The organism is Methylogaea oryzae (assembly GCF_019669985.1).
GTDB lineage: Bacteria > Pseudomonadota > Gammaproteobacteria > Methylococcales > Methylococcaceae > Methylogaea > Methylogaea oryzae.
Genome location: NZ_AP019782.1, coordinates 2,918,440 through 2,935,517, shown reverse-complemented (window position 1 = coordinate 2,935,517; position 17,078 = coordinate 2,918,440). Strand labels below are relative to the sequence as shown.

At 65.1% G+C, this 17,078-nt stretch carries 13 protein-coding genes; 6 read left to right on the top strand and 7 right to left on the bottom strand.

All coding sequences use genetic code 11. The features are described from left to right. Positions 1-7 precede the first annotated feature (7 nt). Both K5607_RS12795 and K5607_RS12790 read left to right on the top strand, forming a co-directional pair. On the top strand, positions 8-3,109 hold the full coding sequence (locus K5607_RS12795) for an LPS-assembly protein LptD (protein ID WP_221047248.1): 3,102 nt from the start codon (positions 8-10) through the stop codon (positions 3,107-3,109). A gap of 29 nt (positions 3,110-3,138) precedes the next feature. Then, a complete protein-coding gene (locus K5607_RS12790; RefSeq protein ID WP_054774114.1) occupies positions 3,139-4,467 on the top strand; it encodes a peptidylprolyl isomerase in 1,329 nt (442 codons plus the stop codon). A gap of 72 nt (positions 4,468-4,539) precedes the next feature. Here K5607_RS12790 and K5607_RS12785 read toward each other — a convergent pair whose 3' ends face one another. Then, on the bottom strand, positions 4,540-5,013 hold the full coding sequence (locus K5607_RS12785) for a hypothetical protein (RefSeq protein WP_054774113.1): 474 nt from the start codon (positions 5,011-5,013) through the stop codon (positions 4,540-4,542). A 119-nt stretch (positions 5,014-5,132) separates the two neighbouring features. On the opposite strand from K5607_RS12785, the gene K5607_RS12780 reads away from it, so the two are divergent. Continuing rightward, the gene (locus K5607_RS12780; RefSeq protein WP_221047247.1) at positions 5,133-5,546 is read left to right on the top strand and encodes a Spy/CpxP family protein refolding chaperone; all 414 of its coding nucleotides are present in this window, start codon (positions 5,133-5,135) and stop codon (positions 5,544-5,546) included. 160 nt (positions 5,547-5,706) lie between these two features. Next, positions 5,707-8,976, top strand: a complete 3,270-nt coding sequence (gene recC, locus K5607_RS12775; protein ID WP_221047246.1) for an exodeoxyribonuclease V subunit gamma — start codon at positions 5,707-5,709, stop codon at positions 8,974-8,976. Between the two features lie 22 nt (positions 8,977-8,998). On the opposite strand, the gene K5607_RS12770 is transcribed toward recC, so the two are convergent. From K5607_RS12770 to purM, 5 genes are all read right to left on the bottom strand, one after another. Continuing rightward, entirely contained in the window at positions 8,999-9,544 is a 546-nt protein-coding gene (locus tag K5607_RS12770) for a uracil-DNA glycosylase family protein (protein WP_054774746.1), read from the bottom strand. A 65-nt stretch (positions 9,545-9,609) separates the two neighbouring features. Continuing rightward, positions 9,610-9,975, bottom strand: coding sequence for a cupin domain-containing protein (locus tag K5607_RS12765; RefSeq protein WP_082411775.1), 366 nt, complete (start codon positions 9,973-9,975; stop codon positions 9,610-9,612). 91 nt (positions 9,976-10,066) lie between these two features. Beyond that, a complete protein-coding gene (locus tag K5607_RS12760) occupies positions 10,067-11,701 on the bottom strand; it encodes an ArnT family glycosyltransferase (RefSeq protein ID WP_221047245.1) in 1,635 nt (544 codons plus the stop codon). 16 nt (positions 11,702-11,717) lie between these two features. Then, the gene (locus K5607_RS12755) at positions 11,718-12,443 is read right to left on the bottom strand and encodes a glycosyltransferase family 2 protein (protein WP_221047244.1); all 726 of its coding nucleotides are present in this window, start codon (positions 12,441-12,443) and stop codon (positions 11,718-11,720) included. Between the two features lie 187 nt (positions 12,444-12,630). Continuing rightward, entirely contained in the window at positions 12,631-13,686 is a 1,056-nt protein-coding gene (gene purM / locus K5607_RS12750; protein ID WP_221047243.1) for a phosphoribosylformylglycinamidine cyclo-ligase, read from the bottom strand. A gap of 118 nt (positions 13,687-13,804) precedes the next feature. Here purM and K5607_RS12745 point away from each other — a divergent pair, with 118 nt between their 5' ends. Both K5607_RS12745 and K5607_RS12740 read left to right on the top strand, forming a co-directional pair. Further along, a complete protein-coding gene (locus tag K5607_RS12745; RefSeq protein ID WP_221047242.1) occupies positions 13,805-14,857 on the top strand; it encodes a DUF2066 domain-containing protein in 1,053 nt (350 codons plus the stop codon). Next, positions 14,854-15,414, top strand: a complete 561-nt coding sequence (locus K5607_RS12740) for a CDP-alcohol phosphatidyltransferase family protein (RefSeq protein WP_221047241.1) — start codon at positions 14,854-14,856, stop codon at positions 15,412-15,414. The genes K5607_RS12745 and K5607_RS12740 overlap by 4 nt, the downstream gene beginning before the upstream one ends. 663 nt (positions 15,415-16,077) lie before the next feature. On the opposite strand, the gene K5607_RS12735 is transcribed toward K5607_RS12740, so the two are convergent. Further along, a complete protein-coding gene (locus K5607_RS12735; protein ID WP_221047240.1) occupies positions 16,078-17,067 on the bottom strand; it encodes a serine/threonine protein kinase in 990 nt (329 codons plus the stop codon). Positions 17,068-17,078: the final 11 nt, after the last annotated feature.

Below are 17,078 nucleotides of genomic sequence, written 5' to 3'. Positions count from 1 at the left end.
CTATTATTTGACCATAAAAAGGCCTGTTGCTGCATGGTCTGCGCTCCCAGTTGATCGGTATTCCCCAATAATCATGTGGCAAAACTTTCCCCAGCCGCCGGTGCGCAGCGTTTATCATCCCGGTAAGGCGCTTTGTCCCCGTTGGTTGCCGGCGCTGTTTGCCGTGCTGGCCCTCGCATTCGCGCTGAGCGCCGAATCGGCCAATTGGAGTTGCCGCAAAGGCCCTACCGGCAAATGGATGTGCGCTTCGCCCAACGGCGGCGACGCCGCCGCGAGCACCGGCGCCGATGCGGCGCCGGCCCCGGCTGCGGCCGCCACGGCTCCCGCCGAGTCGAAACCGGCGGAAACCGCCGCGCCCGCGGTGGCCGCTCCCGCCCCGGCGCCTGCTCCCGCACCCCAAAAACCCATCGTATCCGAGCGGCCGGCGGAGCCGGTCGCTCCGGCGGCTTCTGCGCCGGCACCGGCACCGGCACCGGCATCGCCTCCCGCGGTAGCCGCGCCGCAAAAGACCGCGCCGCCGAAACCGGCCGCGCCTGAACCCAAGTTAACCCAAGCGACGCCCGCGCCGCAGGCGGCTTCCGCTCCGGCCGCGGCGAGCGAGCCGTCCACGCCGGCTAGCTCCAGCGGATCGGGCTGGATCTGCCGCGGCGGATCGGGCAAGCCGGGCAAAAAAGGCTGGGCTTGCGGTCCCGACACGAAGGGGGTGGCTCGCGCGCCGGCTACCAAGGGCAAGAGCGCTTACGCTTTCAACAGCGTGGACGAAGCGCGTTTTCGCCGCATGATCAAGGCGATGGGCGGCGATCCTTGGGCCGCCAGTTGCGCGGGGCGCCTGCCCACCTCGGTGCTGCCGTCCAACTATGGCGATCGAGAATCCACCGCGCTGGAAACGGATTCCGATTATTTGGAAGCGGAAGACAACGAGCTTTACACGTTCACCGGCGGCGTGGACCTGGTCCGGGCCGACCAACGGCTGCTGGGCGATTACGTGCTGCACGACAAGGTCGCCCACACCCTCAACGCCCACGGCAACGTGGTGTATCGCGAGACGGGCACCACCGTCGGCGCGGACACCCTGTTCATGCAGCTCGACACCAACCAGGGAAAACTGCGCAACACCCAATACATTTTCGAGGAGACGCCGGCTCGCGGTAAGGCCGAAACCACCTATTTCGACGGGCCGAAACATTCTCGCCACATCAAGGCGACGTTTACCACTTGCAAACCGGGCAACGACGACTGGATGGTGCACGCCAGCCGCTTGCGGGTGGATAAAGATACCGGACGGGGCGTGGCTTCCAACGCCTGGATTGAATTCAAAGGGGTTCCCTTCTTCTATACGCCGTGGATATCGTTCGCGACGGATAAGCGCCGGCAGTCGGGTTTCCTGGCGCCGAACTTCGCTATGTCTTCGGCGATGGGGTTTGGTTTTTCCATGCCCTATTACTGGAATATCGCGCCTAACTACGATTTGACCTTGTTCCCGCGCTACAGCTCCATGCACGGTCTGATTCTCGGTACCGAGTTCCGCTATATGGAACCGAACTACCACGGATACTTCATGGGGCAGATCATACCGAGCGACAAGCCGAAAAGCGTTACTAGTAGCAATGTGGACCAAACCAATAAAGTGCAGCTTCCCAAAACTCGCGGTTTCGCATCCTTTGTGGACGATCGTGCGCTGCTGTCGAATGTCAGCTCCAACGTCAAGTTGAACTACGTGACGGATAACAGGTATTTCGCCGATATGTGGAATACCATGTATCGCCATGATTTCATAAACAGGGCATACCTGACTTCCAGCGCGACGCTGAATTACGGCCAGTCTTTTGGGGATAATTACGTTTATTCGCAGCTTTTCGCGGCCAATTATCAGCTGCTTGTGGATAATCTGCCGGCGGCTTCGAAGCCCTATCGATACGCGCCCATGTGGACCTTCGGTTTCTCCAGGCCGTTGGGGATTGCCGGGGGCACCTTTACGTTGGCGAACGAGCTGACGAATTTCGACCACGATGCGCGCCCGCTGATTCAGCGGGCCAACATCAAACCGACGATTTCTTTCCCTTGGAAGGAGTCGTGGGGTTTCTTGATGCCCAAGCTATCGTTGCAGCAAACCAAATACTGGATCAACAACAGCGTGGCGCAGACTCCCGCGCCCTCGTCGGCGGCCGCTTCCCGAACCACGCCGATCTTCTCCGTGGATAGCGGGTTGCAGTTCGATCGGGAGACGGATTGGTTCGGCAAGTCTTATGTTCAGACCCTGGAACCCCGGCTGTTCTATTTATACGTGCCGTATACGAATCAAGACAATATTATCAATATCACCTCGGCGCTTTACGATTTCAACTTCCAGAGCTTGTTCCGGGAGAACCGGTTTACCGGTCTCGACCGCATGGGCGACGCCAACCAGGCGAGCGCCGCTTTGACGACCCGCATGGTGGACCAAGCCACGGGCCGGGAGAAGATGCGGCTTAGTCTGGGCAAGATGATCGAGTTTACCAATCCGAAAGTGGTATTGGTGAAAACCGAGGGGCTCAGTCCGGCGTTGCAAGCGTACTATGCTTCCACCAATACTTATATGGCTTCCCGGAATGACTTTATTGCGGACGCCACGGTATCTGTCACGGATCACATAAAACTGTCGCCTTTGGTTCTGTGGAACTATACGAAAAATTACGCGGACCGGTTCCAGGCCACGGTGCATTACAATGCCGGGAACAATCGCTTGCTCAATCTCGGCTATCGTTATCGCCGTAATTTGGTCGATAACTCCGACGTTTCCTGGAGTTGGCCGGTTACCGACGAGTGGTCCGTCGTCGGGCGCTGGCAGTATGCCTGGCAGGCTAAAACCACGTTGGAATCTTTTGTCGGCGTGCAAAAAGAAACCTGTTGTTGGAAGTTCAGTGTGGTCGCGCGCGAATACATGACCGGCGTCGCGTTGGCGGGCGGCGGGACGGTCACGGACAGCAAAGCGCAATCGCCGATGGCCCAGGGCGTTTTCCTTTCGCTCGAGTTGAAAGGCTTCGCGAATATCGGCGACAGCGTCAACGACTTCTACGTCCGGTCGATCCCCGGCTTTGAAGGCGACGACGACAAGGTAAGAACGCCGTAATCTGTGTTTTGGAATTAATTTAAGTACTTATGCCCATAAAACTGGTGTTTTTGCTCGGATTAGCTTTGGCCGGCGGGGCGTCCCCCCTGTCGGTTTTCGGCGCTTCCGCGTCCTGGAGCGGCGGCGATCGCATCGTCGCCGTGGTCGAGGATAGCGTCATCCTCGAGAGCGAGTTGTCGCAGAAGGTATTCGACATCTTGCGCAAGCTGGAGCAAAGCGGCACGCCCGCACCGCCCGAGGATGTGCTGCGCCGCCAGGTGCTGGACCGCATAATCAGCGAAAAATTGCAGTTGCAAATGGCCGAGCGCGTGGGCATCAAGGTCGACGACGAGACCTTGCGCCAGGCGGTGCAGCAAATCGCATCCCGCAACGGCATGTCCTTGGACCAGTTTCGCCATGCCTTGGAAGCGGAGGGCATGAGTTATGCGGATTTCACCGGGCAGATCAGGGACGAAATCACCCTCAGCCGTCTGCGCGGCAACCAGGTAACCAGCCGTATCAAGGTATCGGACCGGGAAATCGACAATTACCTGGCCGCCGGAGGCCCCACCGGCGGCGGCAGCGACGGCGGGTCCGAGTTTCACTTGGGACATATCCTCATCGCCACACCGCCGCGGGCTTCCTCGGCGCAACTGCAGGCCGCTTACGAGAGAGCCATGCGGGTGACGATGGAATTGCAGCGGGGCGGGGATTTCAAGCGGGCCGCGGTGAGTTATTCCAACGACAGCTTGGCGTTGAACGGCGGCGACCTGGGGTGGCGCAAGGCGCAGGACCTGCCGGGGCAGTTGGCCGAGCTGGTATTGCAGATGCGGGAAGGCGAGATCAAAGGGCCGCTGCGCAGCCCCAGCGGTTTCCACATCATCAAACTGTTCGGCGTGAAAGGTTCCGGTGACCACACCAGCACCAAGACCCACGTGCGCCACATCCTGCTGAAGACCAGCGAAGTGTTGTCCGACGACGACGCCAAACAGCGTTTGTTGGCGTTGAGGCAGCGCTTGGAACACGGCGAGGACTTCGCCACGTTGGCTCGCGGCCATTCCGACGACAAAGGTTCGGCCATCAAAGGCGGCGACCTGGGGTTCGTGGAACCGGGCGCCCTGGTGCCGCCCTTCGAAGAGGCCATGAACAAACTGGCGGTCAACCAACTGAGCGAGCCGGTGCAGTCGCAGTTCGGTTGGCATTTGATCCAGGTGCTGGAACGGCAGCAACAGTCCGATACGTCGGAGTTCCGCCGTGCGCAGGCGCGCGAGGCCTTGGTGCGGCGCAAATCGGAGGAGGAGACCGAGTTGTGGTTGCGGCAGATGCGCGACGAGGCTTACGTGGAAATTCGCTTGGACGGAGCAGAGGCGGCGGAATAGCGCAGGCCCGGCCCAGCGGCCTGCGGTTTCTTGTCCGGAACGGGGCGATCCGCCGTTCCGGACATGGTTGCCTCAGTTGGTCATTATCACCGACGATTCCAGCATAATAATTTTCGCTTTACCGTCCAGCCGTTCCAGCACAGCCCGCTCCTGATTCAGGTTGCGGGTTTTTTTGTTCTTGGTTTCGATGGTTTCGGTTACCAGGTCGGTGTAGAGGGCTTTGCCGTCTTTGAGCAGGGTGACCAGCGGCGCTTTGCGTTCGAGCCGGTAGTTTTGCACGTCGGACAGCGTGGTTTTGAGCATGTCGCCGTATTCGTTGCGGCCCAGCGGCAGGATTTGCGGGCCTTCGGCGCTGGTCACGGCCACGCGGATCTGGGCCGATTCGGCCACGTGGCCGAGGGCGCCTTCCACGTCTTTCTTCTGCAGGGCCGCGTCCATGGCTTGGATGACGGCCTTCACTTCGGCTTCTTTCAGCGGCGCCGGCTTTTCGCCGGCCAGGGCGGCACCGGCCGCCAGCGCAAGAGCTAATGCAATCGTTTTTCTCACCGTTATGCCTTCGTTGTGGGGAAATGTATGGCGCCGCCGCTGCGGCGGGCGCTAGTATATCAGCCGGCGGCGCGGCCTCGCGCCGCGCCGCCACGCCATCCATACTCGAGAGGTCGCCGATGAAACGTTTCCGCCATTGTTTAGCGCTGCTGTTGGCTTTGATCGGTTTTGCCGCCTGGGCCGAGCCGCCCAACGACGATCATTGGCTGGCGCACATGAAAAAGCAGCTCAACCTGACCGAGCAGCAGCTCGGCGAGCTGAAAAAAATTCACGAGGAATTGAAGCCGGAACGGGAGGCTTTGCGCGAGCAGCACAAGGCTTTGCACGCGAAAATAGTCGACCGCCTCAAGTCGGTCTTGACCGAAGCGCAGCAGAAGAAATTCCAGGAAATGCATGAACGCCGCATGGGGGGCGGCGCTCAGGGGATGCATGGCGCCGGCGCGGAGGGCGATACCGGCGACAAGCCGCGTAGACGCGGAATGCGCGGCAGGCAGGCGCCCGCGACCTCGGGCGGTGAAGCGGACCAGCCCTAACGTCCGAGCCGGCGGGCGCTGCGCCCGCCGCTATCCCTTTGCCCCGGCGGAGCGGGCGCCGCTTTAAGGCGCTCGCTCCGGGGCGTCCGCCGGATTGGCAAACCGGCTCTATTCCCTAACCCTCTGAATCTAGCGGCGCTTTGCGTCGTTCTTTGCGTTCATGCTTTATTTGCACCAATCCCATCGCTTGGAAGTCTTGCTGAACGGCTTGGCGGAAGTGGCGCGCTCGCCGCTGCCGGACCCGTTCGCCGCGGAGTTGATGGTGGTGCAAAGCAAGGGCATGGGGCGCTGGATTTCCCTGCGTTTGGCGGAGCGCCAGGGCGTGTGCGCGAACGTGCAGTTTCCCTTGCCGGCCTCTTTTCTCTGGCAATTGTTACGGCTGTGCTTCGGCGAACTGCCGGAACGTTCGGCTTTCGCTCCGGAAGTGCTGGTATGGCGCATCCGCGCTTGGCTGGAACGGGCGGAGGACGTTGCGCGCTCGCCGCGCTTGGCGGCCTATTTGAACAGCGGCGACGAGCGGCGCCGCCAGCAACTGGCCGAGCGGTTGGCGGACGTATTCGACCAATACTTGGTTTACCGTCCCGACTGGATCGAGGCTTGGGAGGAGGGAAGGCTCCTGGCGCTGGGCGCGGACGAGGAGTGGCAGGCGGCCCTGTGGCGGCATCTGGCCGCCGGCCAAGGGGACAGCCATCGGGCGCGGCTGGTGCGGCGTTTGCTGCATCGGCTGGAGGACGGTTCGCCGCTGGCTTTGCCGCCGCGCGTGTCGGTATTCGGCGTGTCTTCCCTGCCGCCGGTGTTTCTCGACGTGCTGCAAGCGCTCGCCCGGCGTATCGACGTGCACGTGTACGCCCTCAACCCCTGTCGCGAGTACTGGGGGGAAATTCGCGACCAGCGGGAAATCGCTCGCATCGCCGGCGAGCGTTCGGCGGACGATTTGTACCTGGAGGTGGGCCATCCTTTGCTGGCGTCCCTGGGCAAGCAAGGACGGGACTTTTTCGACCGGCTGGCCGAGTTTCCCCAGTTGGACAGCGAGTTCGCGGTCGATGAGGCCGAGCCGCCCCGCCGCAGCCTGTTGGAGGTGTTGCAAGCCGATATTCTGGAGTTGCGCGATCGCCGCGACGACCGGCCCTGGCGCTTGGCCGCGGAGGACGATTCCCTGCAAGTGCATGTTTGCCACGGCCCCATGCGCGAAGTGGAAGTGCTGCACGACCGCTTGCTGCACCTGTTTCAGCGCCATCCCGATCTGCAGCCGGACGATGTGGCGGTGCTGACGCCGGACATCGGCTTGTATGCACCCTATGTGGAGGCGGTATTCTCGCGCCGGCAGGGCGACACGTTCATCCCTTACAGCATCGCCGACCGGGGCATGAGCGCGGAGCAGCCGCTGCTGGAGGCGTTTTTGGCGCTGCTGGACTTGCCCGACAGCCGCTACCCGACCGATTGGGTGCTGGGTTTGATGGAACACCCAGCGGTGCTGCGCCGCTTCGGTTTGGAGGCGGACGACCTGGATTCCGTCCGTCATTGGCTGCAGGAAACCGGCGTGCGCTGGGGCCGCGACGGCGATCACAAGGCCGGCCTGGGCTTGCCGGCCACGACGCGGCACACTTGGCGGGAAGGCTTGAATCGCTTGCTGCTGGGTTACGCCATGCCCGCCAGCGGGGCGGCGCCGGCTTTGTACGCCGGCTTGTTGCCCTACGACGACGTCGAAGGCGGTCGGGCGCGGATTTTGGGGCGGATGGCCGCGTTCGCCGAAACGCTGTTCCAGCTGGCCGAGCGTTTGGCCCGGCCGCAAACCTTGCCGCACTGGGCCGATTGCCTGAGGGATTTGATCGAACGCCTGTTCGATCCCGCGGAAGAAGAGCTGGCCGCCCTGCAGACGGCGCGCGACGCCTTAGACCTGCTGGCGCAATTGGGCGAGCAGGCCGGCTACGGCAGTCCGGTGGGCCTGGCCGTGGTCAAGCACTGGCTGGCCGGCCAGTTGCGCCAGAGCGGCGGCGGCTCGGGGTTTCTCACCGGCGGCGTCACGTTCTGCACCATGGTGCCGATGCGCAACCTGCCGTTCCGCGTACTGTGCCTGGTGGGCCTGGACGAAGGCGCCTTCCCGCGCCGGCAGCGGCCTTCGGGGTTCGACCTGATGGCGCGCAACCCGCGCCGGGGCGACCGCTCGCGGCGGGCCGACGACCGCTATTTGTTCCTGGAGGCGCTCATGTCCGCCCGCCAAGTGCTGTACCTCAGCTACCGCGGCCGCGACGCCCGGGACAACGGCGAGCGGCCGCCGTCGGTGCTGGTGGAGGAACTGCTGGACACGATCAAGTCCGGTTGCGTCGGCGCCGACGGCGGCGATCCTTTGGCGGGCATCGTCGTCGCGCATCCGTTGCAGCCGTTCAGCCCGCTGTATTTCCAGGGTGGCGACAGGCTGGCTTCCTATTCCAGCGCCTGGCTGGCCGCGGCGCGATTGGCCGGGCGCGGCGACGGCGACGGGGTCCCGCTGTTCGACGGCGAACTGCCCGAACCGGAAAGCGAGTGGCTCACCCTGGAGCCGGAGGACTTGGCCTGGTTTTACGCCAATCCGGCCCGCTACCTGCTGGAAAAGCGCCTGGGCTTGCGTTTGGAGCGGGCCGAAGCGCAGTTGCCGGTGCGCGAGCCCTTCGGCCTGGACTATTTCGCCGCCCAGGATGTGCGGGCCGACGTATTGCGGCTGCGCCTGGCCGGCGGAGCGCGCCAGGACGGCCTGGCCTTGGCCTTGGCCGACGCCAAGGGCTGGTTGCCCCACGGCGAGTTCGGCGCGGCCTTGTTTGAACGGGAGGAGACGATGGCGAGCGGCCTGGCCGAGCGCTTGGCGCCGCTGCTGCCGACAGAGCGGCTGGAGCCGCTGGCCGTGTCCTTCCGCGCCGACGGCGTGACCTTGAGCGGCTGGCTGAAAGGCGTTTCGCCGCAGGGCTTGCTGGACTGGACGCCGGACAAGCTGCGGCCGCGCCATTTGCTGGGGTTGTGGCTGCGCCACCTGCTGCTGTGCTTGCTGCAGCCCGACGGCGTGGCGTTGCGTAGCCGGCTGGTGGCGGTGGACGGCAGCGTTTGTTTCGCGCCGCTGGATGATGCCGGGGAGCAGCTCGCCCGGTTGCTGGCCCGCTACCGCCAAGGATTGCGCCGGCCGCTGCCGTTTTTCCTCAAGAGCGCTTTCGCCTACGCGGAAAAGCTCGCCAAGCCGCCGCGCGGGATCGAAGGCGCCGATGCCGTCCGGCTGGCGGCTTTGCAGGCGGCGGCCGCCGCCTGGCGCGGGGCGGAATTCGGCAACAGTTTTCCCGAGGGCGCCAACGCTTACTACCAGGCGGTCTATCGCGGCGTCGATCCGCTCGATGGGGAGTTCGAGGCGGCAGCGGTGGACGTGTTCGCGCCGCTGTTGCGGGCGCTGCTGGACGACGAAGGATGATGTCCCTGCGCCCGCGCCGGGATTAACCGGTTCTCGCGTCCCGCCAGGCGGGATGGGCGTCCACTTGTTGCAGGGCTTGGCGCAGCAGGCTGAGGCCCGGTTCCATGCGGTGCCAGGGCGATGCGCCGGAAGGATGGGGCAGGGGGATTACGTCCATGGCGATGCCGTGTTTCTCCACGCGGAATTGCCGGCCCACCTGTTCCGCCAGGGGGGCCGGCGGCAGGAACAGCGCGATGGCCATTTTGCCCACCGGCAGCACCAACCGCGGCTGCAGCAGTTCGATTTCCCGTTGCAGCCAGCCGCCGCAGCTTTCGATTTCGCGGGGGCTGGGCGGCCGGTCGCCGCCCTTGGGGTTCTTGCCGGGAAAGCAGCGGCAAACGGCTGCCATGTAGACGCGCTGGCGGAACCGCTCCTCTTCCAGTCCCACGGAAGCGAACCAGCGGAACAGCGTTTTGCCGGCGGTCCAAGCGAACGGCTTGCCGGCCGGGCCTTCCTTGGCGCCCGGCGCCTGGCCCACCAGCATCACCGGCGAGAGCACCGGCAGGCCGGACACCACCGGACCGATCATGGCCGGACAACGGACGCAGGCCAGCAATTCCTCCCGATGGCGGATCAGGGCCAGCTGGCGGTCGCTCACGGCTTTTTAGCGGGCGCCATTTCGAAAATGACCATCACCGCCTCTTCCTTGCCCCGGTTGCCGGCCACCATGGGTTCGCCGGTTTCCCAGAAGACCTGGCCGGCCTTGTAGGTGTACGTCTGGCCGTGATCCTCCACGGTGATTTCGCCCTTCAGCACATAGCGGGGGCCGGGACCTTCGTGGGTGTGCAGCGGCGTTTTCACGCCGGCCGGGAAGCTGACGCGGACGACTTTGGCGAAGATGTCGGCGGAGGGCAGTTGCACCGGCTTGGCAAGCAGCACTTCGCGGGCCGGGCCTTCATCGGCCAGGGCGGGCAGGCTGACGGCGGCGGACAACAGGGTGGGCAGCAGGATTTTCCACATGGCTCGTTTCTCCGGAATGGGCGCCGGCCGCGTGTGGCCGGCATTCCCGAGGCATTTTATCTGGAATCGGCGCGGAGCGGAAAACGCTCGGTCAAGGCATGGAGCCGGCGACGGCCGAGGCTTTCCACAGGCCCAGTTTGCGGCTGCGGTAATCCCACACCGTCTCGGCCTTGTCCTGAGGCAGGGGCGAGGGCTTGCCGGCCACGAAACGGCCGATGATGTAGCCGTCGGGATGTTCGGCGATCCACTGCGGCAACAGCGCCGCGCGGGTGGTGGGCAGTCGTTCGGTCAAGCGGCCGAGGAATTGGAAATCGCCGTGGTAGATGCCGGTGTGCACCACCGGAACGCCGGATTTTTGCAACTCGCCGATGCGGCGCGCGATGGGCGTTACGTCCCAGGCGGTGTAGTTGGTGTAGTAGTAAGCCACGTGGGCCAGGACGAACAGGACGCTGGCGAGAATCACGGCTAGCCCGCCGGCCGCTTGCGGGGCGGGCATGGGGCGTTTCCACGCCACCAGGAATACGCCCACGGCGATCATGGCCAGCTTCCAGGCCAGCGGCAGGGGCGCTAGCAAGGCCAGCAGGGCGCTGTCGGCCTTGGGTTGGCCGAGCAACACCTGGGACAGTTGCAGCAATTCGTTGCCGAGTCCGCCGACGAGGAAAATCAGCCCCAAGCCCCAGAACGGCCTCGGGCTGACCACGGCGGAGGACGCGGAGAGGGCGCGGGCCGCCAGCAGGGCCAGCAGCGGGAACAGCGGCAGCAGGTAATGCACTTGCTTGCCGCTGATGAAGGAAAACATCACCAGCACTGGAACCAACACGGCGCAGCACAGCCGCAGGCCTTGGTCCCAATGCTGGCGGACTGCGCTGCGCCACAGGGTGGGCCAGACCACCCAGGGAAACAGCAGCAGCGGCAGCATGGGGCCGTACCACCACCAGGGTCGCTGGTGGGCGAAGGATTTTGTGACGCGGCCGGCGAACTGCCCCCATAGGATCAGCTTGCCGTAGCGCTCGCCCCCGGCGGAAGCGGCGGGCAGGGCCCAGGCCAGGGCGATGGCGGCGCCCAGCAGCAGCGCGCCGACAAAGCCCAGGTAGAAACGGCCCCAGCCTTGCTGCGGCTTGTTGTCGCTCCACCACGGCGCCGACAGCACCGGCGGCAGCAGGAACACCAGGATCACCGGCCCTTTGGCCAGCACCGCGCCGCCGACGGACAGGCCCGCTACGAGCCAGCCGCGCCAAGCCCGGCCTTCGACGGCGCTCAGCACGCCGTGCAGCGCGCCCAGCACGAAGAAGCCCATCAGCAAATCGTACAGGGTCAGTGTGGCCCAGAAGGCCCACAGCGGAATGCCCAGCAATAGCAGCGGCGCCAGGCGGGCGGCCTCCGGCAACTGCGGCCACAGGCGCCGGCCCAGCCGTTCGGTCAGCAGCAGATTGCCCAGGCCGAACAGGGGCGCGATCAGGCGCGGCGTCCAGTCGTTGACGCCGAACAGCAGCCAACTCAGGTGGATGCCCCATTGCAGCAACGGCGGCTTGTGGCTGTAAGGATGGCCGTTGAGGTAGGGCACCAGGAAGTCCTGGCGGTTCCACATTTCCCAGGCCACGGTGGCGACGCGGGTTTCGTCCAGGGGAGTCAACGGCCGCAGCAGCACGCCGGCGACCACCGTCAGCAGCCAGAGGGGCAGGTAGGGGCGGGCCGCGAAGGCGGCGGCGATGCGGGTGAGGTTCATGGTGCGAAGCCGAGCGTCAGCGGCGCACTTCTTCGACTACCGGCACCTTGGCGCGCCGTTGCAGCCACATCACGCCGAGCACGTCCCAAATGCCGACCCAAAGGCGGCCCCAGGTGCCGTACTTGGATACGCCCTGGGTGCGCGGGCGGTGGTTGACCTGCACCGACACCACCTTGCCGCCGGCCCGTTGCACCAGCGCCGGCAGGAAGCGGTGCATGTGATCGAAATAGGGCAGGGTCAGGTACACGTCGCGGTTGAATACTTTCAGGCCGCAGCCGGTGTCGGGGGTTTCGTCCTGCAGCAAGCGGGAGCGGATGCCGTTGGCGAATTTGGAAGAGAATTTCCTCCAGGGGGTATCCTGGCGCTTCTGCCGCCAGCCCGCCACCATGGCCAGGCCTTGCGGCCGGTCGGGGGCTTTCAATTGGGCGAACAGGGCGGGAATGTCGGCGGGGTCGTTCTGGCCGTCGCCGTCCAGGGTGGCGATCCAGGGGGCGCGGGCGGCGCGCACGCCGGTGAGGACCGCGGTGCTCTGGCCGCAGCAGTTGACGTGGCGGAGAACGCGCATGTGCGGACGGTTGCGCTGGGCGGCCTTCAGGGCTTGCGGGGTGTCGTCGCTGCTGCCGTCGTCCACGTAGACGATTTCGTATTGGCACACGCCCTTGAGGGCTTGGTCGATTTCGCCGACGAGGCTTTCGATGTTCTCGGACTCGTTGTGTACCGGGACGACCACGGAAAGATCCATGCGCTGCTCCTTTTATTGTTGCTTTGCGTTACGGGGCTTAGTCGGGCAGGGGCCCGCCCGCCTTCAATAGTGTATCGGGGGGCGGATTAGGCCGCTTTTGGCTCGCTGGATTTCGGCAGAGTTTAGCGAAAGGCCAGTTAGCGGCGGCTTAATGCCGGTTTCCCCTTGAATTTTCAGGCGTGCCGATTCAGGCGCCTTGATTGGCGTAGCGAATCGGCTCGTCGCCGCGGGTTTCGACGATTTCGCCGATGACGCAGGCTTGCTCGCCGAGGGCGTTGAGCCGGGCCACCGCCGCGTCGCTATGGCCGGCCGGCACGCAGAGGATCATGCCGATGCCGCAGTTGAAAGTGCGCAACATCTCGCTCTCCTCGACGCCGCCTTGTTTCTGCAGCCAGTCGAATACCGCCGGGCGGCGCCAGGACTCCAAATCGATGACGGCGCAAACGCCCTTGGGCAGCACCCGCGGCAGGTTTTCCGTGAGGCCGCCGCCGGTGATGTGGGCCAGGGCGTGCACCGGCAGTTCCTTCACCAATTGCAACAGGGACTTCACGTAAATGCGGGTGGGCGCCATGAGCCGGTCGCCCAGGCTGGCGCCGTCCAGGTCGCTGGCCAGGTCAACGCCGCTGCGTTCGACGATCTTGCGGATCAGGGAGTAGCCGTTGGAATGGGGGCCGGAGGAGGCCAGGCCGATGAGCACGTCGCCGCGGCGCACTTTGCTGCCGTCGAGGATGTCGTCCTTTTCCACCGCGCCGACGCAGAAGCCGGCCAGGTCGTAATCGCCTTCTGCGTACATGCCGGGCATTTCCGCCGTCTCGCCGCCCACCAGGGCGCAGCCGGCCTGCTCGCAGCCCTGGCCGATGCCGGCCACGACGCTGGCCGCCACGTCCACGTCCAGCTTGCCGCAGGCGAAATAATCCAGGAAGAACAGCGGTTCCGCGCCCTGCACGACGATGTCGTTGACGCACATGCCCACCAGGTCGATGCCGATGGTGTCGTGGCGGTCGAGTTGCTGGGCCAGTTTCAGCTTGGTGCCGACGCCGTCGGTGCCGGCCACCAGCACCGGGTTGCGGAATCGGTCCTTGGGCAGCTCGAACAGGGAGCCGAACCCGCCCAGGCCGGCCAACACGCCGGGAATGCGCGTGCGGGCGGCGATGGGTTTGATACGTTCCACCAGGGCATTGCCGGCGTTGATGTCTACGCCGGCGCTACGGTAGTCGAGACGGTCGGCAGCTGGCTCGCTCAAGGGATACCTCGTTGGCTGAAAGCGCAAGCCCGCCGTCGCGGGCGGGCTTGCGTTATGGGTGATAGGGTTGTGCTATTTTACATGCATTTGCCGCGAATGCTGCGGATCGGAGAGCGAGGTGCGCGTAGTCACAGCCGTGATGGGGATTTGTCTGCTGGCGGCGGCGGGGTGGGCCGGCGCCGGCGAGGTGAAAAATCTGTACCAAGGCGAGGTTGCCGTCGCCGGACGGGACGAGGCCGCCGCTAAAGCGGCCATGCCCGGCGCCTTGCGCGCCGTGTTGGGCAAGCTGCTGCACCGCGACAGCCTGGCCGACGCGGCTTGGTTGAAAGGCTTGCTCGGCCAAGCGCCGCAACTGGCGCAAAGCTACGGCTATGCCGAAGAGCCGGCGCCGGCCGGCGGCGCGCCGAATTTACGCTTGCGCGTGCAGTTCGCCCCCGCCGCGGTCAACGCCGCCCTGGCGGCGCAGCATCTCGCGCCTTGGGGGGCGCAGCGGCCGGACGTGCTGGCCTGGCTGTCGGTCAAGGACGGAACGGCGTCGCGCCTGGTCCTGGCCGGCGACGGCGGCTTGTCCTCCCTGGCGCAGAAAACGGCCCAGGAACGCGGCGTCGCCCTGCTGCTGCCGGCGGCGGACGATGCCGCGGCCAGCCGTTTGCAAGACCCGTCCTTCGGCGACGACGCCCGCGTACTGGCGGCTTCCTCCCGTTACGGCAGCGCCGCCATCTTGGCCGGCCAGATCGTCAAGCAGGGCGAGCAAGCCTGGCAGGCGCAATGGCGCTGGTGGCTGGGCGGCGAAGCGCGCCGTTGGAACGAAACCTATCCCACGTTGGCGGACGCGCTTCGGGCCGGATTTGGCGCCGCCTACGATAGCTTGGCGCCGCCTGTCGCCGCTGCCGCGCCCGGCGCGGCCGCCGCCGTCAACGAGGCGGCCGGCGTGGTGATTCGGGTGGAAGGTTTGACCGGCCTGGCCGAGTTGGCCGCCGCGCGCCGCCAGCTGGAGGCGCTGGCGGCGGACAAACAAGCGCAATGGCTGGATATGGACGGCGACGCCGCCCGTTTCCGCTTGAAGGTGACCGGCGGTGCGGCGGCCTTGGAACCCCTGCTCGGCGGCGCCCACTGGCAGCGCAGCGGCGAGCCGGACGGCGACGCATTGCGCTATCGGTGGCTGCCGTGAAGGCGCGCCACATCCCCAATATCATCAGCGTCCTGCGCATCGGCCTGGTGGCGCCGGTGGCGCTGGCCCTGTGGGAGCGGCGTTACCCGGACGCGCTGTACTGGTTCGCCGCGGCGGCCGCGTCCGACGGTTTGGACGGCTTCCTCGCCCGGCGTTGCGGCTGGACCAGCCGGCTGGGGTCGCATCTGGACCCCATCGCCGACAAGCTGCTGCTGTTGTCCGCCTATGCGGTGTTCGGCTGGCAGGGCCTGCTGCCGGCCGACCTGGTGTACGCCGTATTCGTTCGCGACGGCGTGATCGTGGCGGGCGCGACGTTGTATTGGCGTTTGCGGGGGCCGTTCGACGCCCATCCTTTGCTCCTCAGCAAGGTCAACACCGCGCTGCAAATTCTGCTGGTGGCGGCGGTGATGTATAGCCAAGGCATCAAGCCGGTGGCGGCGCCGATGCTCAACTTCCTGGTCGTTTGCACCTTCGTCACGACCGCGCTGAGCGGCTTGTTGTACGTGCTGCTATGGAGCGAGCGCTATCGGCGCGAATCGCGCGCCGGCCGGAACTGAGCGCTTCGATTCATCCACAGAAACCGTGGAAAAACTTGTGGATAAGTTTGTGGATGGGAAGGCTTTCGTCGCCGCTGGCGCGGCCTCCATTGGATCGTCCAGAAACTTGCCGCGAGTTCCCTCTGGTCCAAGGGCTTGCGATAACGTATTGAAACTGTTATCGAATTAGCCTTTCCTGTTTGAGGTTGTAGCGCCGCAGCCCTTGTGGCGCAAGGGCTGCAACCCCCCTTCCGCTTTGTCAAGCGGACGGTGGATAAGATGTAGCGGCTTTGCTTTTTCAAGTCTGCGGCATCGTCCGGCGAGGGGAGGACTCATGGACTCTCGGCACGGAGCGCCTTTCGGCTCGCCGGGTGTGACGCCACGCGTCGAAAGGCGGCGCCGATTCATCCACAGAAACCGTGGAAAAACCTGTGGGTAAGTTTGTGGATGGGACGGTTTTCGTCGCCGCTGGCGCGGCCTCCGTTGGATCGTCCAGAAACTTGCCGCGAGTTCCCTCTGATCCAAGGGCTTGCGATAAGGTATTGAAACTGTTATCGAATTAGCCTTTCCTGCTTAAGGGCATGCGGCTGGAAGCCTTGCCGCGCAAGGGCTGGGACTCCCCTTTTCCTTTGTCAAGCGCCGCGGTGGATAACGTGTCGCGGTTCCCATTTGCGACCGCGAATTTTAGGCGGACCATAGCGGCGCTTCGTCCATCAAGGCCAATTGTTCGCGCAGTTCCAGGATACGTTCCTGCCAATAGCGGGGCGTGTTGAACCAGGGGAAGGCGGCGGGGAAGGCCGGGTCGTGCCAGCGGCGCGCGAGCCAAGCGGAGTAGTGGAGCAGGCGCAGGGTGCGCAGGGCTTCGATCAGGTGCAGCTCAGCCGGATCGAAGTCGTAGAAGTCTTCGTAGCCGGCCAACAAGTCCGCCAGTTGCCGCGAGCGCTCGGCCCGTTCCCCCGACAGCAGCATCCACAGGTCCTGAACGGCCGGCCCCATGCGGCTGTCGTCGAAGTCGACGAAGTGGGGGCCGTCGTCGGTCCACAGCACGTTGCCGGCGTAGCAGTCGCCGTGCAGGCGCAGGTGGCGCACGTCGCCGGCCCGTTCGTAGGCGCGCGCTATCCGTTCCAGGGCGTGTTGCGCCACGCTGCTCCAGGCTTCGCGCAAATCCGCCGGTATGAAGTCGTGCTCCAGCAGGTAATCGCGCGGCTCCAGGCCGAAGCTGGCGATGTCCAGCGTCGGGCGGTGGCTGTAAGCCCGCAGCGCGCCGACGGCGTGGAGCCGGCCCATGAGCCGGCCCATGCGTTCCAGGGTGTCGCTGTTTTCCAGGTCGGGCGAGCGGCCGCCTTGCTTGGGAAACAGGGCGAAGCGCTGGTCCCGGTAACGGTGCAGGGTGCTTCCCGCCAGGCTCAGCGCCGGCACCACCGGCAGCTCGTCCTCGTGCAGCGCTTGCACGAATTCGTGCTCCTCGAGGATGGCCGCATCGTCCCAGCGGCCGGGGCGGTAGAACTTCGCCACCAGGGGCGGGCCGTCGTCCCGGCCCACTTGGTAAACGCGGTTCTCGTAGCTGTTGAGCGCCAGCAGCCGGCCGTCGCAGTTAAGGCCCAGGCTCTCGACGGCGTCGATGATGCAATCGGGGCTCAGGGAGGCGAAGGGCGTGGCGTTGGCGTCGTTCATAGCGCCTATTT